This window comes from Mixta sp. Marseille-Q2659 (assembly GCF_940807255.1).
Lineage (GTDB): Bacteria > Pseudomonadota > Gammaproteobacteria > Enterobacterales > Enterobacteriaceae > Mixta.
Map to the genome: position 1 here is coordinate 42,230 of NZ_CALNWY010000010.1, position 20,822 is coordinate 63,051.

The window sequence follows — 20,822 nt, forward strand, 5'->3', positions numbered from 1 at the left end:
GGTTACACGTTTTTTCGTTCGACGACGACGTCATCCCACGTCAGCACATCAGCATCGGTTTTATCGAAGGCGCGGAACAGCACTTCGTCATTACCCTGCTGGCGCCAAATCTCTTCTGCCAGCTTTTCGTCATAATTTGCGACTTCAAAAATTGCCTCAGCAATCTCAGGTGAGGTATGGCGCAGGCTTGCCCATTCGCCAACATGATGTGCTTTGGATTGTTGCGTTGCCATAATGTTCTCCTGTGTTGATTGAGACTATCCGTTGAGTTTAACCGCCAGTCGGGCGACGTGTTCGCCCTGAAAACGGGCGATAGCCAGTTCCTCTTCACTCGGCTGACGGGAACCGTCACCGCCGGCATAGGTGGTCGCGCCATAAGGCGTGCCGCCACGTACCTGGCTGATATCAAAGAGTTCTTTCGTACCGTAACCGATGGGCACGATGACCATGCCGTGATGCGCCAGCGTTGTCCAAGTAGAGGTAATCGTCTGCTCTTGCCCGCCGCCGGTGCCGGTAGAGCTAAATACGCTGGCCAGCTTGCCATAGAGCGCGCCGGAGGCCCAAAGTCCGCCGGTGCGATCGAAAAAGGTGCGCATCTGGCCAGACATATTGCCAAAACGGGTAGGGGTGCCGATAAGAATGGCGTCATACTGTGGCAGTTCTTCTGGCGTCGCCTCTGGCGCATCCTGATTTGTCTTACCGCCAACCTGAGCAAAACGCTCAGCATCCATGGTTTCAGGAACGCGTTTTATCGTCACTTCAGCACCGCTCACATTGCGGGCGCCTTCGGCAACCGCCTGCGCCATGGTTTCAACATGTCCATACATTGAATAATAAAGCACCAGAATTTTCGCCATCTCCGGCTCCCTGTTAAATGTTGTCGATCGCTACGGCAATAAGCCGGGCCCGTTTACTTTTTCGGCGTGGCAGGTTTTTTATCGCCTGATTCCGGCGCCTGTTTTGGATCGTCTTTACTCTGCTGGGATTGTTTCTGTGACATAGCGTTCTCCTGTAGCAATGAAAGATAACATCAGTAACAGAGTATAGAAGAAGTCCGCGACCTTGCCTGGCAGCGACAACGGCATTGACCCGCAGCAAGCGGGCAAGCACACTGTTGCCCTCTGTTTTTCGGGACTTTCTGAATATGGCTGGTCGTTTATCACGCTACAAATGGAACCTTACCTTACAGGAAGGGATCCTGATTTTTATTACTATGATCTGGGGCGGCACCTTTATGGTGGTGCATCACGCCATGACCATGAGCGGCCCGTTCTTTTTTGTCGGCGTACGTTTTGCCACCGCCGCTCTGCTGCTGACGCTATTTTCATGGCGTTCACTGCGTGGATTTACGCGTCAGGAACTGGTGGCAGGCTTATGGATAGGTATCGCTATCGGCTGCGGTTACGGTTTACAAACCTGGGGCATGCAGACCATTTCCGGCAGCCAGTCCGCTTTTATTACCGCGCTCTATGTGCCGCTGGTGCCGCTGTTACAGTGGGCGTTTTTAGGCAAGATGCCGGGGCTGATGTCCTGGTGCGGCGTAGTGTTGGCGTTTGGCGGCTTATTGCTGGTGGCGGGGCCGGAAAGCGGCGGGCTGGCGTTTAATCAGGGTGAAATCGCTACCTTGCTCAGCACGCTGGCTATTGCGGCAGAAATTATTTTGATCAGCGCCAGCGCGGGAAAAGTCGATATTCGGCGCGTTACTATTATTCAACTGGCGGTAGCGTCGCTGCTCTCATTTCTGTTAATGCAGCCTAATGATGAAAGTGTGCCGCCGATGTCGCCTACCTGTGGGGTAGCGCGCTGGGGCTGGGGCTGGCCAGCGCGCTGATTCAGGTTACCATGAACTGGGCGCAGCGCAGCGTTTCGCCGACGCGTGCCACGGTGATCTATGCCGGTGAGCCGGTATGGGCGGGCGTTGTTGGACGTATTGCCGGCGAGCGTCTGCCCGGCGCGGCAATTCTTGGCGGCGCTCTGATTGTGCTGGGTGTATTGGTCAGCGAACTCAAACTGAAAAGGCGTACAGCAGAGCAACCTGCGACCGGTGAAAAGTAGCTTTATTCAGCGCAGAATGGAGCGCGGGAAGATACCGCGCAGGTGCAGGTTGGCTGGTGGGTTATTTACGGACGCCGCCGGGCGGCATAAGGCGTAATTTTTCGGCGCTTAACCGTCCGGCTGCTAAGATGCAACGCGTGCATCGTTCAGGAAAAGGAACTGAGTTAAAGTGGTTAACAAAGCACCAACGCGCCGTTCGCGGGCGGCGGCAAAATGTTCAGCGATTCTTGACGCGGCGCTGGAATATTTTTCACAGTTCGGCATGCACGGCACCAGCCTTGAGAAGGTTGCTGAACTGGCCGGCGTATCGAAAACCAACCTGCTTTACTACTTTCCCTCCAAGGAAGCGCTCTATATTGCCGTGCTGAAGAATATCCTTGATGTCTGGCTGGCTCCGCTGCGGGCGCTGCGTGAGGATCAGGAGCCGCTGGCGGCGATTCGGCACTATATCCAGCTTAAGCTGGAAGTTTCACGCGATCATCCTCAGGCTTCGCGACTGTTCTGCCTTGAAATGCTGCAGGGCGCGCCGTTATTAAAAGCCGAACTGGAGGGCAGCCTGAAGGCGCTGATTGATGAAAAATCGCGCGTAATTGAAAACTGGATTGCCCAGAAGCGGCTGGCAGCGGTTGAGCCGCAGCATCTGGTGTTTATGCTGTGGGCAACCACGCAGCATTACGCAGACTTCGCGGCGCAGGTCGAGGCCGTAACCGGAAAGACATTAAATGATGAGCAGTTTTTTAACCAGACGGTGACTAACGTACAGCATATGGTGATTGAAGGGATCCGCGTGCGTTAAGCGGCGCATCAGATATCGAATCAGGGCGCGGGAATGGGGACGTTCAGCCGGGCGTTTCTTTTCTGATGGCGCAGCGGACTTCTGAAACTTCCAGCAAAAAGGGCGAACACCGGTTCGCCCTTTTTCGTTAACTCATCAGGCGGCCTTGCGGCTGCGTAACCACCAGCCAATACCCAGCAGGATAAACCACAACGGGGTAACCATTAACGCCTGGCGCGTATCCTCCTGCAACGTAAGCAGCACGATAACAAAGACAAAGAAGGCCAGACATACCCAACACATCAGCCTGCCCAGCGGCATCTTAAAACGCGACTCCGCGTGGCGCTGCGGATATTTTTTGCGGTAGGCCAGCCAGGAGAAAAGGATAATACTCCAGACAAACATAAACAGAATTGCTGAAACAGTAGTGACCATCGTAAAGACCGTCATCACGTTCGGGATCAAATAAATTAGCGCAACGCCAATCAGCAAACAGAAGCAGGAGAAGAACAGGCCTGACGTCGGCACCGCACGTGCAGAAAGACGGCCAAACATACGATGCGCAACGCCCTGTTCCGCCAGGCCATAAAGCATACGGCTGGTGGAGAAAATTCCGCTGTTGGCAGAGGAGGCGGCGGAGGTCAGCACGACAAAGTTAACAATGCTGGCCGCCGCAGGCAGGCCGATCAGCATAAACATCTCAACAAACGGACTACGTTCGGCCACCACATGGTTCCATGGCGTCACCGCCATAATTACCATCAACGCCAGCACGTAAAACATAATAATGCGCAACGGAATGGCATTAATGGCGCGCGGCAGAACCTTATGCGGATCGTGCGTTTCTGCGGCGGCGGTGCCAACCAGCTCGATGCCGACAAAAGCAAAAACGGCGATTTGGAAACCGGCAAAGAAGCCGCTTAACCCTTTCGGGAACATGCCGCCCTGATTCCAGATATTCGACAGGGACGCCGTGCCGCCACCGGGAGACGGGTAGTGCATCGCCACCAGCACAATGCCGGTAACGATCAGCGCGACAATGGCGACGATTTTAATAATGGCAAACCAGAATTCCATCTCGCCAAAGAGTTTCACCGTGACGATATTCAGCGTCAAAAACACCACAACGCAGAGCAGGGCGCTCATCCAGACGGAGAAGTCCGGGAACCAGAGCTGAAAATAGGAGCTGATCGCGACCACATCGGCAATGCCGGTAACTACCCAACAGAACCAGTAGGTCCAGCCGGTAAAATAGCCGGCCCAGGGGCCAAGCAGGTCGGCGGCGAAATCACTAAAGGATTTATATTCAAGGTTGGAAAGCAGCAGCTCGCCCATCGCGCGCATGACGAAAAACAGCATAAAGCCGATGATCATATACACAAAAATGATCGAGGGGCCTGCCAGGCTGATGGTTTTCCCGGAGCCCATAAACAGGCCGGTGCCGATAGCGCCGCCGATAGCGATCAGCTGTATATGACGATTATGAAGGCTGCGCCGGAGCTTATCCGGGCTTTCTGCGTGCTGCAGCGTCTCTTTTGATTGATCTACCATGAGGTGGTTCCTGTCTGTGATGTTGTGCGGCTCTGCTGGCCGATATTTATCAGGCTTACCGGCAGGTAAGTTGGCATAAGATAGTGTAATTAGCCGATTATCAGCTAATGATTTTTGCCAATCCTACAGGATTAAAAGACCGATGTTGGCATCATTTATTTACAATTGATGCAAAGGCACAACTTTTATTCAGCTCTGGTTTAAAAAATGTCACAACAGCGTGATTAAGGAGCCGGGAGCGCGTTAGCGGCTACAATTAATGAACAGCCGTAGCGGTGACAGGGGAAGCAAAGGTGAAAATGCTGGCAGTAACGCTGATTATCATTCTGATCGGACTGGCTGGTTTTCCCTGGCTTCAACGCCATTTACCTGCTCACTGGAATCCTTTTACGCCGCTGTCCGTTACGGAGCCGCCTGGTCCGATAACCCGCTATAAACTTCAACGCCTGCGCGACGATCCGGCGGCCTGCCTGGCAGTGTTGCAGCGCGCCCGTGACGCCGGGTGGGTGAGCTTTACGCAACCTCCGGCGATCAAAGGCGCCTGCCCACTGGAGATGCCGATTCGTGTCCAGCGTTTTGCGAACGTCGCTCTGAGCAGCAGCTTTTTGGCCAGCTGTCCGCTGGCGGTAAGCAGTACGATGTTTGTGATTCAGGCTAATAAAATGGCGACAGAGAGTCCGCTGCATTCGCCATTGGCGCGAATAGAGCATGTAGGCAGCTACGCCTGCCGCAATATTTATCATCGCGCCCAGGGACGGTTGAGCGAACATGCCAGCGCCAACGCCTGGGACGTTACAGCGTTTCGACTGGAGAATGGTAAGCGTATCAGCGTGAGTCGAGACTGGCAGCCAACGGGCAACGCTTCGTCATTATTACATCAATGGTTTAACGCCAGCTGCGCCTGGTTTGGCAATTCGCTGGGCCCCGATTATAACGCTGCCCATGCCACGCATTTTCATCTAGGAATGCACGGTTACGGCCTGTGCCGATAATGCAGACTTTTCTGTCATCGATCGCGGACAGAGGTGACATAATTTTAAGCGCCTTTTGAGCGTATTCTATAAAGCACAACGACTAAAGGTAAGCAGCCTTTATTATAACCTGGAATAATTCTTTAAAAAATTATTAGCAGCACACTAAAAAAACCTTATTGGACATTTCTTTTTTGCTTATAGATCAGTATTAACCATCAGCTCAGGTAATAGGTTTTGCTATAATAAACGTTAGGTTGAATAGAATTTACGCTATTTAATCAGGAGTGAAGCGTGAGTTTCGTTACTGTTTGTTGAAGGGGGAAAGTAATGAATTGCAAGGGGGTTGAATATTTTTAGGAAAAATCTTATTCTTGAATTTCATTCAGCAAATATTGAGTTAAATCAGGACTGATTAATATAACTTTACTAAATTACAGGGATAAGTGAGCAAGGGTTTAAGCAATTAGTTTACTTCTGCTTAACGGATATCAGATGCCGCGTTAGCGCAGTTCGGGCCAGGCTGCAATATAATTAAAATAACTTTTCGTGAGCATTTAATTTTTTGTTACTCAGTAGCAATTTGACTTAAACCACGGCACGAGCGGCTTTCGCGTACCGGTGAGGCTTTAATGACGTTCGATGATTACTTCGCCTGGCGCAAGGAGATCGAGGCTCAGTTCCTTTTACTGAAAAATACAAAAGAGCTAACGAAAGCGTTACAGCGTCAGGTAGAGACGCTGGGCTTAGATCAATTCGCTTTGCTTATTCGACATCCTGTTCCTTTTACCCGGCCTAAGACGTTTCTTTTTACTACCTATTCAGCCGACTGGATAAAGCAATACGATAACGAAAATTATTATGCTGTCGATCCTGTTCTTCTCATTTGCCAGTTGCCGGGAAAGTTTTTAGTGTGGAAGGATGCTGTTACTGAACGGAATGAAATATTCTGGCAGGCAGCAAAAGAGTATGGGTTGGCTTCCGGCTTTTCCTGTTCAATGATGGCACCTAATCGCGCGGTCGGCATATTATCCGCCGCGTCTAAAAAGCCAGTAAATATGTTGAATTTACTGCCTGAGCAACAATTGAGACTCCAGTATCTACTGGATCTGTCGCTGCTCACGCTGCTTCGTTTAGATGATGCGTCGATGCGTATTTTAGATATAACCTTAAGTCAGCGTGAACTGGAAATATTGAAATGGACGGCGGAAGGGAAAACAGCAGTAGAAATTTCCCTGATTCTTGCTATCTCGCCCCATACGGTAAATTTCCATCAAAAAAATCTGCAGAGGCGCTTCAACGCACCGAATAAAACGCAGGTTGCCAGCTATGCGGCCGCCATTGGTTTATTGTGACCTTCAGCGCAACTACTAAAATTAGTAGTTTCATAAGGTTAACCAGTTGTCTACCCTTCGGCCGGGGTATCAGCTGGGCTAACGCCGTATCAAAACGGCTTAAACGAGGGAGTGCGACACGGGAATATGATGAAGATTATTCAAACCCAGCTAAAGGATATGCCATCCTCGTTATTGGCGGAATTGGGCAGCTATCGTTATAGCGTTTTTGCTCGGGGTGAAGGGTGGTCAATACCTTCCCGGCTCAGTACGCCAGGTCAGGAGTATGATCGTTTCGACCGTTCTGACGTCACCTGGCTTCTTGCCTGGCATGCGCGCATGGGGATTTGCGGCTGCGCGCGTCTTATGCAGTGGCGCGAACCGGGCAATATTGAAGGGATTAGCGTGCCTTTCGATCGTAAAGAAGCCGTGTGGGAAATGTCGCGCTTTTCCGCCAGGCTTGATGTGGATGCCGCTCTGCCGCTTACCATCCTTTGGCATGCGGTACAGTTGGCGGAAATGTCTGGTATTGATTATTTAGTCAGCGCCGCTACGCCGATGCTGGAGCAGATGTTCGAACAACATAAAGTGGAATTTGAACCTTTAACGCCGGGGTTGATTCAGTCAGAAGATAATTTATTTGCCGTAAAAATTCCGGTCAGGCAGCGTGAGCTGGCGGATAAGTATCGCGGCGCGCGTCGTTTCAGCCCGGAAGAGGTTCTGCCTTCGCTCGGCGTTTCCATGAACTGGCAGTCGCGTGGGCGTTAATGCCAGCGCGTCCATAATGTAATAAGCAGCCATGCGGCCAGTATCCAGCACAGCACGGCGCTGGCCAGAGCAAAAGGCAGCCGCATCATGCCAATAAAAAACCATAGCGAGAGTAAATAAAGAAAATAGGGCAGGATAGCCCACATACCGAAAATTAGTGTGGTGCGCAGCGCCGCGATGCCCTTATCGGTAGCGACCAGATAATGCGCTATCAGCGCAAACGTAGGGAACAGCGGCAGAAGGCCAGCGATATAATAATTTTTACTTTTTGCCAGTAGACCAATCGCGACCACCACCAGCGCGCCAACCAACGCTTTTAACAGTAAACCCATTGTTTATTCCGCGACAAAACGCATAACATGCGTGAAGAATGACGTGAAATCAATGGGTTTAATGGGTTTTAACGGCGATAGGCAGCTTTGATCTGGCCGATGGTCTGACTGAAGGTTTCCGCCTGTTGCGGATCGTCCAGTTGGGCAATAACGCGTTCCATATTGATAATCACTTTTCCTGCATCTGCCTGGCCCATGCCTTTTAACATCATGGTAACCATTGCCTTCAGGCAGGCGACTTCATTTGCCAGTTTTGCTGTTTCTTCTGAGGTTGTAAAATCGTTATAACCCATAGTTTCTCCTTGATAACGCAATGTAAACATTTGAGGTATTACTCAAATGAGCGATGCGAGGAAAGTATAACATAAATCAGGCGCCATTTTTTCCACTTAACCGCCGCCGGTGGAGAATAAACTGGCGTAATAAACCTGAATGTTAAATAAAATTTTTCTGCTATTTAATGGCGAGAGTGACGCGCCTGAGGCATTTATTTAAAAATTAATAATCACTGTAGTTATTAACTTAAGTGATTGTAAATTATGGTTTTTAAATTAAAGAATGCTTTTTTGCTTATTTTTAACGCTTTTAACGCTTTATTATCCGCGCCCCGATAAATAGCGCGGCAGCAAGAAGAATAAAAACAGCGCGATCGCGCAATTATACCCACTTAAAAAAACGGTGAATTATGTTCAAACCTTTCACGAAAGAGAGTAACATTAAGCCGATTAATTAAAGTGTCGACCATAAACATCACCATTCCGGAGAAATCCTCTTTTGATTAGCATTCTTCTTGTGGATGATCACGAACTGGTACGCGCAGGGATTCGTCGCATACTGGAAGATATCAAAGGTATACAGGTAACCGGCGAAGCCTGCTGTGGTGAGGATGCGGTGAAATGGTGTCGTACCAATCAGGTTGATGTCATCTTGATGGATATGAACATGCCGGGCATCGGCGGGCTGGAAGCAACACGTAAAATTGTTCGTTTCAATCCAGACGCCAAAATCATTATGTTGACTATTCATACGGAAAATCCGCTGCCCGCTAAGGTTATGCAGGCAGGGGCGGCAGGCTATCTCAGCAAAGGCGCCGCGCCGCAGGAAGTCATCAGCGCTATCCGTTCCGTTCATTCAGGCCAGCGTTATATTGCTTCAGATATCGCACAGCAGATGGCGCTGAGTCAGATAGAACCGGAAAAGAGCGAATCTCCCCTTAGCTGTTTGTCGGAACGGGAATTGCAGATTATGCTGATGATTACGAAAGGGCAGAAAGTGACAGATATTTCTGAGCAGCTGAATCTTAGCCCTAAAACCGTCAACAGCTACCGTTACCGTATGTTTAGTAAACTGAATATTAGTGGCGACGTAGAGTTGACGCATCTGGCCATCCGTCATGGCCTGTTTAATGCGGAGTCGTTGATTAGTAGTGAGTGACGTTTTTGACGCAACATCCTTCCTGAAAACTGTTACCAGTCAGCCGGGTGTCTACCGGATGTATGACAGTGGCGGTACGGTTATTTACGTTGGCAAAGCGAAAGATTTAAAAAAGCGCCTTAGCAGCTACTTTCGCAGCAACCTTGCCAGCCGTAAAACTGAAGCATTAGTGGCCAATATTCACCATATTGACGTCACCGTCACGCATACCGAAACAGAAGCGCTGCTGCTTGAGCATAACTACATCAAGCTTTATCAGCCGCGCTACAACGTTTTGCTGCGTGACGATAAATCTTACCCCTATATCTTTTTAAGCGGCGATCCGCACCCGCGACTGGCTATCCATCGCGGAGCCAAACATGCGAAAGGCGAGTATTTCGGCCCCTTTCCCAATGGTTATGCGGTGCGTGAAACTCTGGCGCTGTTACAGAAAATCTTCCCTATTCGGCAGTGCGAAAACAACGTTTACCGCAACCGCACGCGTCCCTGTTTACAGTATCAAATCGGTCGCTGCCTGGGTCCTTGCGTCGCAGGCCTGGTGAGCGAAGAAGAGTATGCGCAGCAAACCGATTATGTGCGGCTGTTTCTGGCTGGCAAAGATGATCAGGTGCTTAATATGCTGGTCAGTCGTATGGAACAGGCCAGTCAGGCGTTGCGTTTCGAAGAGGCGGCGCGCCTGCGCGATCAGATCCAGGCGGTGCGTCGGGTTACCGAAAAGCAGTTTGTGTCGAATCAGGGCGATGACCTGGATGTCATTGGCGTGGCCTATGACGCCGGTCTGGCCTGCCTGCACGTACTTTTTATTCGTCAGGGCAAAGTATTGGGCAGCCGCAGCTATTTCCCTAAAATTCCGGGCGGTACCGAACTGGCGGAAGTGGTGCAAACCTTTGTGGGGCAGTTCTACCTGCAGGGCAGCGAATCGCGCTCTTTACCTGGTGAAATCCTGCTGGACTTTACCTTGCCGGAGCGTGAGCTGCTGGCAGATTCGCTAAGTGAGATCGCGGGTCGCCGCATTCATATTCAAAGCAAGCCGCGCGGCGATCGCGCTCGTTATTTAAAACTGGCACGTACTAACGCTGCCACCGCGCTGGTGACCAAACTTACGCAGCAATCGACGATTCACCAGCGGCTGTCGGCGCTGGCGGATGCGCTGGACCTTCCGCAGGTCAAGCGCATGGAGTGTTTTGACATTAGCCATACGATGGGCGAGCAAACTGTTGCCTCGTGCGTAGTGTTTGACAGCAACGGGCCGGTACGTGCTGAGTATCGCCGCTATAATATTACCGGTATTACGCCCGGCGATGATTATGCGGCGATGAATCAGGTACTGCGGCGGCGCTACGGCAAGGAGCTTGAGCCGGAGAAAGTGCCGGATGTTATCCTTATCGATGGTGGTAAAGGCCAGCTGGCACAGGCAAAGCAGGTTTTTTCCGAGCTTAATGTGAGCTGGGATAAAGATCATCCGTTGCTGCTGGGCGTAGCGAAAGGCAGCGATCGTAAAGCTGGTCTGGAAACGCTGTTTCTGGAGCCGGAAGGGGAAGGATTTTCCCTGCCGCCTGATTCGCCAGCGCTGCACGTCATTCAGCATATTCGTGACGACTCTCACAATCATGCAATAACGGGGCATCGCAATAAGCGGGCAAAAGTTAAAAATACCAGCGCGCTGGAAAGCATTGAGGGCGTAGGCCCGAAACGGCGCCAGCAGCTGTTGAAATATATGGGCGGCCTGCAGCCGCTAATGAACGCCTCGGTTGAAGAAATTGCCAAAGTACCCGGCATTTCTCATGCCCTGGCGGAGAAAATCTTTTACTCGTTAAAACACTAGCATTGAAACCCCGGTGGCAATGTAGCAACATACGGGTAAACCCTACTCATGCCAGACAGTTAGCGTACCTTATGCAATTGAATATTCCGACGTGGCTCACCCTTTTTCGTGTCGTCCTGATACCATTTTTTGTTCTGGCTTTCTATTTGCCGTTCCACTGGGGCCCGATGGTTTGCGCCATCATCTTTGTCGTGGCGGCAATCACTGACTGGTTTGATGGTTTCCTGGCACGCCGCTGGAAACAGTCGACGCGTTTTGGCGCTTTCCTCGATCCGGTTGCTGATAAAGTGATGGTAGCGATGGCGCTGGTGTTAGTTGCCGAACAGTTCCATGCCTGGTGGATTACTTTACCGGCGGCAACCATGATCGCGCGTGAAATTATCATCTCCGCGCTGCGTGAATGGATGGCGGAAATCGGCAAGCGCAGCAGCGTCGCGGTCTCCTGGATCGGCAAAGTAAAAACGACCGCGCAGATGCTGGCGCTGGTGGCGTTGTTGTGGCATCCCAATCAGCTGGTTTCCGCCATCGGCGTCGTAGCCCTGTATATCGCCGCGGTGCTGACTTTCTGGTCGATGTTTCAATATTTAAGCGCCGCGCGTGGCGATCTGTTTGAACGCTGATCGATGCGATGTAAAAAGCAGCAAACGGACGGGAAATGAGGATAATTTTATTGACTCATTTGTTCAGGTCAGTAGAATGCAACGCATCGAACGGCGCTACAGTCGCCAGAAGATAAATAAAATCAGCAAGTTGTTAAATTGCTGACATTGCGGGAATAGCTCAGTTGGTAGAGCACGACCTTGCCAAGGTCGGGGTCGCGAGTTCGAGTCTCGTTTCCCGCTCCAGATTAGATTATTCGATATTACGGATAATCACAAAGAATAAAGGCGCGTTGGCAGAGTGGCCATGCAGCGGATTGCAAATCCGTCCACCTCGGTTCGACTCCGGGACGCGCCTCCACTTTATACCCTGCCCGGGTGGTGAAATCGGTAGACACAAGGGATTTAAAATCCCTCGGCTGTATGGCTGTGCGGGTTCAAGTCCCGCCCCGGGCACCATCGAAATTACCGAATAAAATCAAAGCAATAAGTAGTAATGTCGTGACCGCCCAAGGGCGGTTTTTTTGTTTTTGTCTCTCTTTTCCTGATATTTTTTTGACCGCCAACAACAGGGGCAACTGCGATTTGCGGTTATAGCGGGCCGTCTGCTGGACATTTTTATGCCCGGAAATTGCCTGCTTGTTATAGATGTTTCCATCCAGATCGGAGAGGCCCTTAGCTTTAAGATCGCGGAATATGAAATCAAAGTCTGACCCAGGGAACATCTTTTTCGCGTTATATACACCAGATGCCGCGTATGGGCCACGGGAGCGGGAAAAGCTGCAAAGAATAATTTTCAGCGGTGATGCTCGAAAAGTTCAGCTCTCTGTCAGGCTGGTTGTTTATATCAATGATAACTGTGGCGAAAGATAAAGATGTATGAAGTGGAAGAGATCTGACAGCGCGGCTCTCACCTGTTCTTCCTTCTTCATCAATCATGCACCAAATGAAGATAGCCCTGTTTAAATAAGCGAAATAGTTGACCTTCTCCGCCCCGGAAGATGGAGAAGGGAAGAGGGCGGTTAATCGAACGTTCCTTTTTTACAGGCCTTGCCGTTCATCACCATTCGTTTGCCGCGCGCGTAAACCTGCTCAATGCGCAGGTCCTCGCTCATCACCAGCAGATCGGCATCGTTGCCGGCAAGGATTTCGCCTTTACCATTAAGACTCAGGAATCCCGCCACGCTGGTGGTCAGCGGGCGCAACGCGTCCGTCAGCGTAAAGCCGTGTTGTTTAACCAGCTGATGCACCGTTTGCAGCAGGCTGTCGAAGCCGGCCACGCCGATGCCGGTAAGATTACCGGCGGCGTCAAATAATGGCATGCTGCCGTTGCCATCCGAGCTTAACGTCACCCGATCGAGGGGAATGCCGGCCATGACCGCGCGGGCCACGCCCTCGGCAGGATCGACCGGGCCTGGTATGCCGCTGGTGATATCGATGGTGCCGCCGTTGCGGGCGAACTGCAGCGCCTGTTCAAACAACGCTTCACTGCGGTTGACATGCGTGGGCAGCAGCTTATTGATCGGCACATCGCTGTTTTGCAGCACATCATACAGAGGCTGCAGGCCTTTTTTACTGCTGCCCAGATGAAAGACGCTGACGCCTGGCTTGCCGCCCAGCAGACCGCCGACGCGCGATTGCGCCGCCATGTTCGCCAGCTGATGCTCGCCCGGCGCGGCTGAACGGTGGTCGGAGACCGCGCATTTCACGCCGATAACGCGATCGATAAGCGCCACATCTTTCTCGACGGAGCCGGTAATCGTCGGTGAGGGGAGGTGGTAGGCGCCGGTCAACATCCAGGCCGTAATCCCTTCTTCATTAAGCGCCCGGGTTTTCGCCAGCAAAGACTCCGGATGACGGGTGATGGAGTCAGTGCCCAGCAGCCCAATCACCGTAGTGATCCCGGCTTCAGTCAGCCGGCTCAGCTGCACTTCGGGCGTCCGCGTCGTCGGGCCGGCTTCGCCGCCGCCGCCGATCAAATGGACGTGCTGATCGATAAAACCGGGGCACAAAATATGGCCGCGCAGGTTGATGATGGTACAGTCCGGCACAATGTCGGCAGGGATCGTCTGTTCTACTGCGATGATCTTGCCGTTAGCGAGCAGCACATCGCAAATTCCCCGATCCGCAGGCGCATAGAGATGGGCGCCCTGTAGTAAAGTAAATTCCGCAATCGATAAATCAGTCATGGTCTTCCCTTACTTGACAAGAAACTGCATAACCCAGATCGACAGCAGCGCATTGATTGCGCAAACCGCAATGATATGTGGATAGTATCTGGCATTGACTTCAGCAGTACCGAGGCAGCGCCCGACGTTCTGCACCGGATTGCCCATCAGATAAATAGCCGGGAGCAGCACGGTGACGTCGTGGCCATTCAACGCGCCGGCGGTGAGCAGGCTGGCGGAAACGCCTACTGCGCCGCCCATACTCATCAGCGAGGCCAGCAGCACGGTTGCCGCTTCGCCGGGCAGTCCCCAGATTGCCATGATCGGCTGGCAAATATGTCCGACCCCGTCAAGTAAGCCGGTAATTTTCAGCGCCTGGATAATCACAAACGCCATGACAACGTTCGGTAACAGGTTGGTTGTGGCGATAGTAAAACCGCGGCGGGCGCCATGGATAAACATATCCATGACATTCTTTCGTACCTGAGTGGTCATGCTGGCGCTCCCTGCGTTGGGTTACGGCGCTCTGCAAGGTTGATCCAGATGCGCAACAGGTTCGCGCCGACAAACTTAAAGACCAGGATCACGGCCAGCGGGACGATAACCGACGTCCCGAGGAACGCAAACACCGCAGCGCCTGAGGAAAAATAGTTGGTGATAATGGCGCTGCCGCTGGTCTGGTAGGCGGCAAAAATAATTTTGTCACGCTCAGTGATTTGCCCCTCCTGCGCCAGTTCTTTTGTCATACCCGCTGCAGCATCGGTGTTTTGCAGATTAGCGATCAGCGCCAGCGAGCAAATGCCGGGAATGCCCAGCAGCGGCTTTAAAACTGGCGTCATTAATTGCTGTGCGGCGCGCAAACCTCCGAGTCCATCGGTAACAGAGATAATACCCAGCGAGAGAATGACCGACGGAGCAAGCTCCAGAGCGAAAAGAAAGCCATCTTTTGCGCCCGCTCCGGCGGCGCCGCGAAACGTAACGGCGTTTTCAGCGGCGTCAGTAATATGACCAAATGAACCGTTCAACACGGTAAAATCAAAAACACGCCGGAGAAGAAAATGATGGTCAGAAAGAACGCCAGATACCCTTTAATGCCGACTCTCTCTGTTGCAGGCGGCATCGCCTGTTCCCTTTGTTGTGTCATTACAAACTCCGTTTTTTATAAGGTAAGTGTGTTGCGGCCAATCCGATGCGCCGCAGGCAAAAAAACTTACCATCCATGTGGGTATTGGGGAAGCGCTAATGGATTAACGTCTTTGTATTATTAAAAATCGGATGCGTTTCGTTGCCCGTAAATAACCTAAATCGGTGGCTGAACAGCCGTCGGCGAGACCAACAATTTGCTGCTGTCCCCACAGCGGGCTGCTTCAGTATTTGGGCGCAATAATTATCCCGGCTATTTATTGCGCTATCTCTCTATCGCAACAGATAAAATAACGCTTTTTAAATAATAAGATTTGCACTGTATTTATTCGCTTTGTCAGCAAATAAAACAGCGCGCCGTCTCAGGCTAATAAGAAGGCGCAGGGCAGCCTGTTATTTTATCTGTTTATGGCTTTATGCTTTGAATTTATTGTATAAATCCACATATCCTGAATTAACTGCTCATCGCCGTCGCCTGGAGAAAAGCGCCCGTGCTGTCGACTTCATTAATAAGCATATTTAATTTATGACTGTCGGGTCGCGCGATAGCTGACAAAAAAATCATTTTCCCTGACTTGCCGATCAAGACAAATCTTATTACTGTATATAAATACAGTGAAAGGAAAGAGGCGTTTAGCAATGGAGTTCATCAAACCTGCAGAGATCCCCACCGTTATGCGACTGCCGCTCTATATCGAACGCGTACCGTGCGGCTTTCCCAGCCCGGCGCAGGATTATGTTGAACAGCGTATCGACCTGAACGCGTTAATGATACCGCGTCCGGCGGCGACCTATTTTGTCCGCGTCAGTGGCGAGTCGATGATCGAAGCTGGCATCAACGACGGCGATATGCTGGTGGTTGACAGCGCGTTAACGGCCAGGGATGGCGACATCGTGGTCGCCGCCGTAGAGGGTGAATTTACCGTTAAGCGCCTGCAGCTTTATCCCACAGTCCAGCTTATTCCCATGAACAGGCGCTATAAGCCGATTACGATTGGCGCAGAGGAGGCGCTTGAGGTATTCGGCATCGTGACCTATGTGATTAAATCGACTTATTAATCATGTTGGCGTTAGTGGACGTGAATAATTTTTACGCTTCATGCGAGACCGTATTCCGGCCCGATCTGAAAGGCGTGCCGCTGGTGGTGCTTTCCAATAACGACGGCTGCGTCATTGCCCTGAGCCGGGAGGCGAAAAAACTCGGCATAATTATGGGCGCCCCCTATTTCCAGATGAGAGAGACGCTGCTGCGCCACCAGGTACAGGTGTTTAGCTCGAACTATACGTTGTATGCCGATATGAGCAGCAGGGTAATGAGCATCCTTGAGGAGATGACGCCGGCGCTGGAGATCTATTCAATCGATGAAGCCTTTATGGATCTGACCGGCGTTGGCCATTGCATGGCGCTTGAGACGTTTGGACTGCAGGTGAGGGCGCGTGTTTTAAAAGAAGCGCATCTGACAGTGGGCGTAGGCATTGCGCAGACCAAAACGCTGGCGAAGCTGGCCAACTATGCCGCTAAAAAATGGCGCAAAACCGGCGGGGTGGTGGATCTGTCGAATGTTGAACGCCAGAAAAAGCTGATGTCGCTGGTGCCGGTCGAAGAGGTGTGGGGCGTCGGCCGACGCCTCAGCAAAAAGCTGAACGCACTGGGCATTATCACCGCGAAAGATTTGGCCGACCAGCCTGGCTGGGTGATGCGCAAGCATTTCAGCGTGGTGCTGGAGCGCACCGTCAGAGAGCTGCGCGGCGAGCCCTGTTTAGAACTTGAGGAGTTCGCGCCGGTCAGGCAGCAGATTGTCTGCTCCCGTTCGTTCGGCGAGCGCATTACCGCCTACAGTGATATGCGCCAGGCGATCTGTTTTTATGCGGAACGCGTGGCGGAAAAGCTACGCAGGGAAAGGCAGTATTGTCGCCAGATTAGCGTATTTGTACGTACCAGCCCGCATACGCGCAATGCGCCCCGTTACGATAATCAGGCGTCCGGTCGGTTACTTATTCCGTCGAATGACACGCGCGACATTGTTCAGATGGCCACCGATATGCTGGATCGTATCTGGCTGGAGGGACCTCACTATATGAAAGCGGGCGTGATCCTCGGCGATTTTTTCAGCCAGGGCGTGGCGCAGTTTACTCTGTTCGACGAGCGCCAGCCTCGCGCCAACAGCGAAGCGCTGATGAACGTGGTGGACGGAATCAACCAGAGTGGCAAAGGAAAGCTCTGGTTCGCTGGACAGGGGGTGCAGAAAAGCTGGGCGATGAAGCGTGAGATGTTATCGCCCGCTTACACCACAAAAATTCATGATATCGCCGTCGCGAAGTAACGCTACGGTTAATGTAGCCAGCGGGCATTTATTAGTTACAACATACTAAAATGACCATACACGCAGTTTGCCTGCCCATCGCCGCAAACAAACCCGGCGGCGGCAGGGGCTTTTTGATAAACCACAAGAGCCGCTCGCTAAAAAAAGCGCATAATAGCGGCTCGTCCGTTTCTTACCTAATCTCTTTGCCCCTATGTTAATTTGTCAGAATGAGGCCAGAACCTTTATTACCGATAGTCGGCTGGCCGCCACGCTTGCGCTGGTTGCGGGCGCGCTAAATACCGCAGCTTTTGAAGCCGTAGGCTTTTTCTCCGCCAATATGACGGGCAATGTCTCTTCATTGTCCGAGCGTCTGGCGCGCAATCAGCTGCCGGTTGCATTCTTTTTCTGCGAGATTGTCTGCCTGTTTATTTTTGGTTCGGCGCTCTCAACGCTGCTGATCAATCATGGTCGTCGACACAATATCCGTTCCGTTTATGCGATAAACATTTTGCTGGAAGCGCTGTTACTACTGGCGCTGGGCGGGGTGGTAAATTATATCCCGCTCAACTCGCCCGGCACGTTAATGATCCTCAGCCTGAGCTTTTTAATGGGATTACAAAACGCTGTGGTCACGCGGCTTTCTAATGCGCGCGTAAGAACCACGCACGTTTCCGGCACCTCAACGGATATCGGCATTGAACTGGCGATGCTGCTCGATATCCTGCGTCGCAAAGAGTCGCCTGAGTATGCTTCCGTTTATCTGCAAAGACTGATGCTGCACGGCGCTACCGTGGCGGCATTTTTATTGGGAGGGGTAGGCGGGATCTGGCTTTATAAGCTGGCCGGGGATGGATTTTTGCTTTTTATCGGTGGGTTTTTAAGCGTGCTGGCGCTGGGCTACTTATATAAAGCCCAGCGTCAAACGGCAAAAAACAGCAGGCTGGCCGCCCGATAACAGGCAGCCACAGATTACAACGTCCCGCTCAGACGATTATGAAAATCGCTGCTGCGCGTATCCAGGCCAATAATCTTGACCTGAGCGTCATAGCGCTGATAGCGGTTTTCAATCGCATCAAGCGCCGCCACGCTGGAGGCATCCCAAATCTGCGCATGGGTTAAATCGATCGTCACATCCTGCGGATCCTGCGCATAGTTAAAATGCTCAAACAGGTCATTGCTGCTACCGAAAAAGAGCGGGCCGCGCACAACGTAACGCACCGACTGCTCATCTTCGCTCAGATGCCGTTCCGCATGAATCACGTGCGCCACGCGACGGGCGAACAGCAGGATAGCAAAGATCACGCCGCCCACCACGCCGATGGCCAAGTTGCCGGTCCAGACGGTAGCCGCCACTGTTAACACCATGGTCACCGTTTCCGACAGCGGAATACGCTTCAGGGTGGCAGGCTGCAGGCTGTGCCAGTTAACCGTTTTCAGCGCCACAATCATCATAATGCCCGCCAGCACCACCATCGGGATCTGCGCCATCACTGCGCTAAGGCCGGTTACCAGCAGCAACAATACCAGCGCGGCAGCGACGGTCGAAACGCGCGTGCGCGCTTTGCCCAACTCGACGTTAACGATGGTCTGGCCGATCATCGCGCAACCGGCAATCCCGCCGTAAAAGGCGGCGAGAATATTCCCCACGCCCAGGCCCCAGCATTCACGGCGCTTACTGGATGGCGTATCGGTCAAATCATCAACCAGCTTCGCCGTTAACAGAGACTCCATCAGCCCTACCAGCGCAATGCTCAGCGCCGTCGGCCAGACAATTTGCAAGGTAGTCAGATTAAGCGGTACGGCCAGTTCGTTGAGGCCAGGCAGGCCTGCCTGCATCGGACCTTCGTCACCAACGTTCGGGACGTGCAGCCCGCAAAACACCGCAATCGCCGTTACTACTACAATGGCGATCAGTGGGGAAGGCACGCTTTTCAGGATTCGGGGCAGCAGTAAAACGATAATCAGCGTCAGCGCAAACAGCAGCCATACCGGCAGCGACTGGCCCCAAACATGCGGCACCTGGGCAAAAAAGATCAGGATGCCCAGCGCATTCACAAAGCCCAGCATCACCGAACGGGGGATGTAGCGCATCATACGCGCCAGTCCGGCGAGGCCAAACAGAATCTGTATCACGCCGCCCATCAGTACCGCAGGCATAATGTATTCAAGGCCGTGCGCTCTTACCATCGGGCCAATAACCAGCGCGACCGATCCGGCAGCGGCGGTGACCATGGCGGGACGGCCGCCCAGCAGCGACAGCGTTAACGCCAGCACCACCGAGGCGATCAGGCTCACTTTCGGATCGACGCCGGCAATCACGGAAAAAGAGATAACTTCAGGAATCAGCGCCAGCGCTGTAATCACGCCAGCCAGACACTCGCGCATCAACAGGTTAGGCGAGCGCAACACGCGGGCAACAGTAAGCTGACTGTCGGCGTGCTTTTCAGCTGTCGCCTCAGAAGAGGTGGTCATAATATTGCAGGCTCTTATTGTCTTAGTATCTGATGCAGCAGTGTGCATCGTGAATCTGAAAGGTATGGATTGCCCGTCAGGGCAGGGGAAGCATGTTACCGTTTATTGTTAACAGAAACCAGTTTCAGGCCGGGCAACCAGGCGGAAAACCGCGACCTGAAACCTTTACGTGCAGAACCGAACAGGTGCTGCAGGGCCTTAGCCGATAATATCGTCTTCTGTTTTGTGGACGACCAGCTCCAGAACATGACGGTAAACGTCCAGCATTACCACATCGCTTTCCAGTTCCAGGCGCTGGATAAGGCGGCCAATAATTGCTTTATTGGTCACCGGCTGCGCCGTCTGTAAAATTTCCGCTACCACAGCGCCCAGAACCTCGGTTTCGCTGATAGCATCCTTCCCCTGCACCTTAAAGTACTCAGCAATATCTTTATCCGTTTGCGATGTCATCGTCTGCATGTTAGTCCTCTTTAACGCGGCTGGCAGCGCGTCGAGAAATTGAATCTTTATTGTGAATCGGCAATCAGCATAGCCGACATTTAGGTTTTCGCTACAGTAACGGAATGATGAGACAGACAGGATGCAATACACCCTTCAGACGAAAAAAAACCTCTGAAGGTGGAAATCCGAGTTAAACACCTTCAGAGGCGACGCAAATGCATCATTCGTTACAGAGCTTTATTTAGCTCAGGGGTAAAGTTATACAAAAAAAGTAAAACTGTACAAACAATGCTTATACAATTTGTGCTAAATGTTAATTATCAGTTAGTTGTATGGGGGGGTAATAATAAAAAAGCTATACAAACCTGCCGTGAAAACGTTTGGCTTGTAACATTTGCGAAAAAATAGCCCTCTGTCAGCGCATTTTTAGCCTCAATTGAGAATAATCCCAATATAATTAGGGTTAAGCTTGCGCCCAACGGATAAACCAGGAAGGTTGAATGAGCGATGGCAAAGCGGAAAGGGAAAACAACCTGCGGTTAATCGAAATAATGCGATCGTCGGCTTGTCCGTTTATTAAAGAATAATGTCATTTTTTGCACAAGAATGGAGTGGCTGCTTGCTTCACAAGTGCTTTCTTGCACGCCT

The 20,822-nt window shown here is 51.8% G+C and carries 19 protein-coding genes, 3 tRNA genes and 3 pseudogenes; 14 read left to right on the forward strand and 11 right to left on the reverse strand.

Going from position 1 to position 20,822, the window contains the following annotated elements; all coding sequences use genetic code 11:
- Window positions 1-2: 2 nt before the first annotated feature.
- Window positions 3-233 carry a YccJ family protein gene (locus tag P3C52_RS09470; RefSeq protein ID WP_275554764.1) on the reverse strand — a complete coding sequence of 77 codons (231 nt, stop codon included), beginning with the start codon at window positions 231-233 and terminating at the stop codon, window positions 3-5.
- Between the two features lie 24 nt (window positions 234-257).
- Complete coding sequence (wrbA, locus tag P3C52_RS09475) at window positions 258-857, reverse strand: NAD(P)H:quinone oxidoreductase (protein ID WP_275554765.1); 600 nt, start codon at window positions 855-857, stop codon at window positions 258-260.
- Window positions 858-1,144: 287 nt separating this feature from the next.
- Here wrbA and P3C52_RS09480 point away from each other — a divergent pair.
- Window positions 1,145-2,055 (forward strand): annotated as a pseudogene (locus P3C52_RS09480) (DMT family transporter).
- A gap of 169 nt (window positions 2,056-2,224) precedes the next feature.
- Window positions 2,225-2,851, forward strand: coding sequence for an HTH-type transcriptional regulator RutR (rutR, locus tag P3C52_RS09485; protein ID WP_275554766.1), 627 nt, complete (start codon window positions 2,225-2,227; stop codon window positions 2,849-2,851).
- A gap of 135 nt (window positions 2,852-2,986) precedes the next feature.
- On the opposite strand, the gene cycA is transcribed toward rutR, so the two are convergent.
- The gene (cycA, locus tag P3C52_RS09490; protein WP_275554767.1) at window positions 2,987-4,381 is read right to left on the reverse strand and encodes a D-serine/D-alanine/glycine transporter; all 1,395 of its coding nucleotides are present in this window, start codon (window positions 4,379-4,381) and stop codon (window positions 2,987-2,989) included.
- A gap of 299 nt (window positions 4,382-4,680) precedes the next feature.
- Between cycA and P3C52_RS09495 the strand changes: the two genes are divergently transcribed.
- The 3 genes from P3C52_RS09495 (at window position 4,681) to P3C52_RS09505 (ending at window position 7,454) form a co-directional block, all read left to right on the forward strand.
- On the forward strand, window positions 4,681-5,373 hold the full coding sequence (locus P3C52_RS09495) for an extensin family protein (protein WP_275554840.1): 693 nt from the start codon (window positions 4,681-4,683) through the stop codon (window positions 5,371-5,373).
- Between the two features lie 611 nt (window positions 5,374-5,984).
- Window positions 5,985-6,707, forward strand: coding sequence for a transcriptional regulator SdiA (gene sdiA / locus P3C52_RS09500; protein WP_275554768.1), 723 nt, complete (start codon window positions 5,985-5,987; stop codon window positions 6,705-6,707).
- Between the two features lie 129 nt (window positions 6,708-6,836).
- The gene (locus P3C52_RS09505) at window positions 6,837-7,454 is read left to right on the forward strand and encodes an acyl-homoserine-lactone synthase (protein WP_275554841.1); all 618 of its coding nucleotides are present in this window, start codon (window positions 6,837-6,839) and stop codon (window positions 7,452-7,454) included.
- Here P3C52_RS09505 and P3C52_RS09510 read toward each other — a convergent pair.
- Both P3C52_RS09510 and P3C52_RS09515 read right to left on the reverse strand, forming a co-directional pair.
- Entirely contained in the window at window positions 7,451-7,786 is a 336-nt protein-coding gene (locus tag P3C52_RS09510; protein ID WP_275554769.1) for a GlpM family protein, read from the reverse strand. The genes P3C52_RS09505 and P3C52_RS09510 overlap by 4 nt on opposite strands.
- Before the next feature lie 68 nt (window positions 7,787-7,854).
- On the reverse strand, window positions 7,855-8,079 hold the full coding sequence (locus P3C52_RS09515; RefSeq protein WP_275554770.1) for a DUF2594 family protein: 225 nt from the start codon (window positions 8,077-8,079) through the stop codon (window positions 7,855-7,857).
- A gap of 481 nt (window positions 8,080-8,560) precedes the next feature.
- On the opposite strand from P3C52_RS09515, the gene uvrY reads away from it, so the two are divergent.
- The 6 genes from uvrY (at window position 8,561) to P3C52_RS09545 (ending at window position 12,103) form a co-directional block, all read left to right on the forward strand.
- On the forward strand, window positions 8,561-9,220 hold the full coding sequence (gene uvrY / locus P3C52_RS09520) for a UvrY/SirA/GacA family response regulator transcription factor (RefSeq protein ID WP_275554771.1): 660 nt from the start codon (window positions 8,561-8,563) through the stop codon (window positions 9,218-9,220).
- Window positions 9,213-11,045, forward strand: a complete 1,833-nt coding sequence (gene uvrC, locus P3C52_RS09525) for an excinuclease ABC subunit UvrC (RefSeq protein ID WP_275554772.1) — start codon at window positions 9,213-9,215, stop codon at window positions 11,043-11,045. The genes uvrY and uvrC overlap by 8 nt, the downstream gene beginning before the upstream one ends.
- 71 nt (window positions 11,046-11,116) lie before the next feature.
- Entirely contained in the window at window positions 11,117-11,665 is a 549-nt protein-coding gene (pgsA, locus tag P3C52_RS09530; protein WP_275554773.1) for a CDP-diacylglycerol--glycerol-3-phosphate 3-phosphatidyltransferase, read from the forward strand.
- 149 nt (window positions 11,666-11,814) lie between these two features.
- Window positions 11,815-11,890 (forward strand) — tRNA-Gly (locus P3C52_RS09535).
- A gap of 41 nt (window positions 11,891-11,931) precedes the next feature.
- A tRNA-Cys gene (locus P3C52_RS09540) sits at window positions 11,932-12,005 on the forward strand.
- 11 nt (window positions 12,006-12,016) lie between these two features.
- A tRNA-Leu gene (locus P3C52_RS09545) sits at window positions 12,017-12,103 on the forward strand.
- A 6-nt stretch (window positions 12,104-12,109) separates the two neighbouring features.
- On the opposite strand, the pseudogene P3C52_RS09550 reads toward P3C52_RS09545, so the two are convergent.
- From P3C52_RS09550 to P3C52_RS09565, 4 genes and pseudogenes are all read right to left on the reverse strand, one after another.
- Window positions 12,110-12,378: pseudogene (locus P3C52_RS09550) on the reverse strand (hypothetical protein); the annotation flags it as partial.
- Window positions 12,379-12,666: 288 nt separating this feature from the next.
- Complete coding sequence (gene iadA / locus P3C52_RS09555; protein WP_275554774.1) at window positions 12,667-13,833, reverse strand: beta-aspartyl-peptidase; 1,167 nt, start codon at window positions 13,831-13,833, stop codon at window positions 12,667-12,669.
- 9 nt (window positions 13,834-13,842) lie between these two features.
- Window positions 13,843-14,307 (reverse strand): YjiG family protein, encoded by a 465-nt coding sequence (locus tag P3C52_RS09560; RefSeq protein ID WP_275554776.1) that lies wholly within the window; start codon window positions 14,305-14,307, stop codon window positions 13,843-13,845.
- Window positions 14,304-14,956 (reverse strand): annotated as a pseudogene (locus tag P3C52_RS09565) (nucleoside recognition domain-containing protein). The gene P3C52_RS09560 and the pseudogene P3C52_RS09565 overlap by 4 nt, the downstream one beginning before the upstream one ends.
- Before the next feature lie 638 nt (window positions 14,957-15,594).
- Between P3C52_RS09565 and umuD the strand changes: the two are divergent.
- The 3 genes from umuD to P3C52_RS09580 all read left to right on the forward strand — a co-directional run bounded on the left by umuD (window position 15,595) and on the right by P3C52_RS09580 (window position 18,216).
- Entirely contained in the window at window positions 15,595-16,014 is a 420-nt protein-coding gene (umuD, locus tag P3C52_RS09570; RefSeq protein WP_275554777.1) for a translesion error-prone DNA polymerase V autoproteolytic subunit, read from the forward strand.
- Window positions 16,015-16,016: 2 nt separating this feature from the next.
- Entirely contained in the window at window positions 16,017-17,279 is a 1,263-nt protein-coding gene (gene umuC / locus P3C52_RS09575) for a translesion error-prone DNA polymerase V subunit UmuC (RefSeq protein ID WP_275554778.1), read from the forward strand.
- Between the two features lie 193 nt (window positions 17,280-17,472).
- Window positions 17,473-18,216 carry a YoaK family protein gene (locus tag P3C52_RS09580; protein ID WP_275554779.1) on the forward strand — a complete coding sequence of 248 codons (744 nt, stop codon included), beginning with the start codon at window positions 17,473-17,475 and terminating at the stop codon, window positions 18,214-18,216.
- Between the two features lie 14 nt (window positions 18,217-18,230).
- Here the strand turns inward: P3C52_RS09580 and P3C52_RS09585 are convergent, their stop codons facing one another.
- On the reverse strand, window positions 18,231-19,733 hold the full coding sequence (locus P3C52_RS09585) for a SulP family inorganic anion transporter (protein WP_275554780.1): 1,503 nt from the start codon (window positions 19,731-19,733) through the stop codon (window positions 18,231-18,233).
- 198 nt (window positions 19,734-19,931) lie between these two features.
- Window positions 19,932-20,192 carry a biofilm/acid-resistance regulator YmgB/AriR gene (locus P3C52_RS09590; protein ID WP_275554781.1) on the reverse strand — a complete coding sequence of 87 codons (261 nt, stop codon included), beginning with the start codon at window positions 20,190-20,192 and terminating at the stop codon, window positions 19,932-19,934.
- Between the last annotated feature and the right edge of the window lie 630 nt (window positions 20,193-20,822).

Coding starts and splice junctions, on each gene's coding strand:
- P3C52_RS09470 (WP_275554764.1), bottom strand. CDS start 233: ATGGCAACGCAACAATCCAAAGCACATCATGTTGGCGAATGGGCAAGC.
- wrbA (WP_275554765.1), bottom strand. CDS start 857: ATGGCGAAAATTCTGGTGCTTTATTATTCAATGTATGGACATGTTGAA.
- cycA (WP_275554767.1), bottom strand. CDS start 4,381: ATGGTAGATCAATCAAAAGAGACGCTGCAGCACGCAGAAAGCCCGGAT.
- P3C52_RS09495 (WP_275554840.1), top strand. CDS start 4,681: ATGCTGGCAGTAACGCTGATTATCATTCTGATCGGACTGGCTGGTTTT.
- sdiA (WP_275554768.1), top strand. CDS start 5,985: ATGACGTTCGATGATTACTTCGCCTGGCGCAAGGAGATCGAGGCTCAG.
- P3C52_RS09505 (WP_275554841.1), top strand. CDS start 6,837: ATGAAGATTATTCAAACCCAGCTAAAGGATATGCCATCCTCGTTATTG.
- P3C52_RS09510 (WP_275554769.1), bottom strand. CDS start 7,786: ATGGGTTTACTGTTAAAAGCGTTGGTTGGCGCGCTGGTGGTGGTCGCG.
- P3C52_RS09515 (WP_275554770.1), bottom strand. CDS start 8,079: ATGGGTTATAACGATTTTACAACCTCAGAAGAAACAGCAAAACTGGCA.
- pgsA (WP_275554773.1), top strand. CDS start 11,117: ATGCAATTGAATATTCCGACGTGGCTCACCCTTTTTCGTGTCGTCCTG.
- iadA (WP_275554774.1), bottom strand. CDS start 13,833: ATGACTGATTTATCGATTGCGGAATTTACTTTACTACAGGGCGCCCAT.
- P3C52_RS09560 (WP_275554776.1), bottom strand. CDS start 14,307: ATGACCACTCAGGTACGAAAGAATGTCATGGATATGTTTATCCATGGC.
- umuD (WP_275554777.1), top strand. CDS start 15,595: ATGGAGTTCATCAAACCTGCAGAGATCCCCACCGTTATGCGACTGCCG.
- umuC (WP_275554778.1), top strand. CDS start 16,017: ATGTTGGCGTTAGTGGACGTGAATAATTTTTACGCTTCATGCGAGACC.
- P3C52_RS09580 (WP_275554779.1), top strand. CDS start 17,473: ATGTTAATTTGTCAGAATGAGGCCAGAACCTTTATTACCGATAGTCGG.
- P3C52_RS09585 (WP_275554780.1), bottom strand. CDS start 19,733: ATGACCACCTCTTCTGAGGCGACAGCTGAAAAGCACGCCGACAGTCAG.
- P3C52_RS09590 (WP_275554781.1), bottom strand. CDS start 20,192: ATGCAGACGATGACATCGCAAACGGATAAAGATATTGCTGAGTACTTT.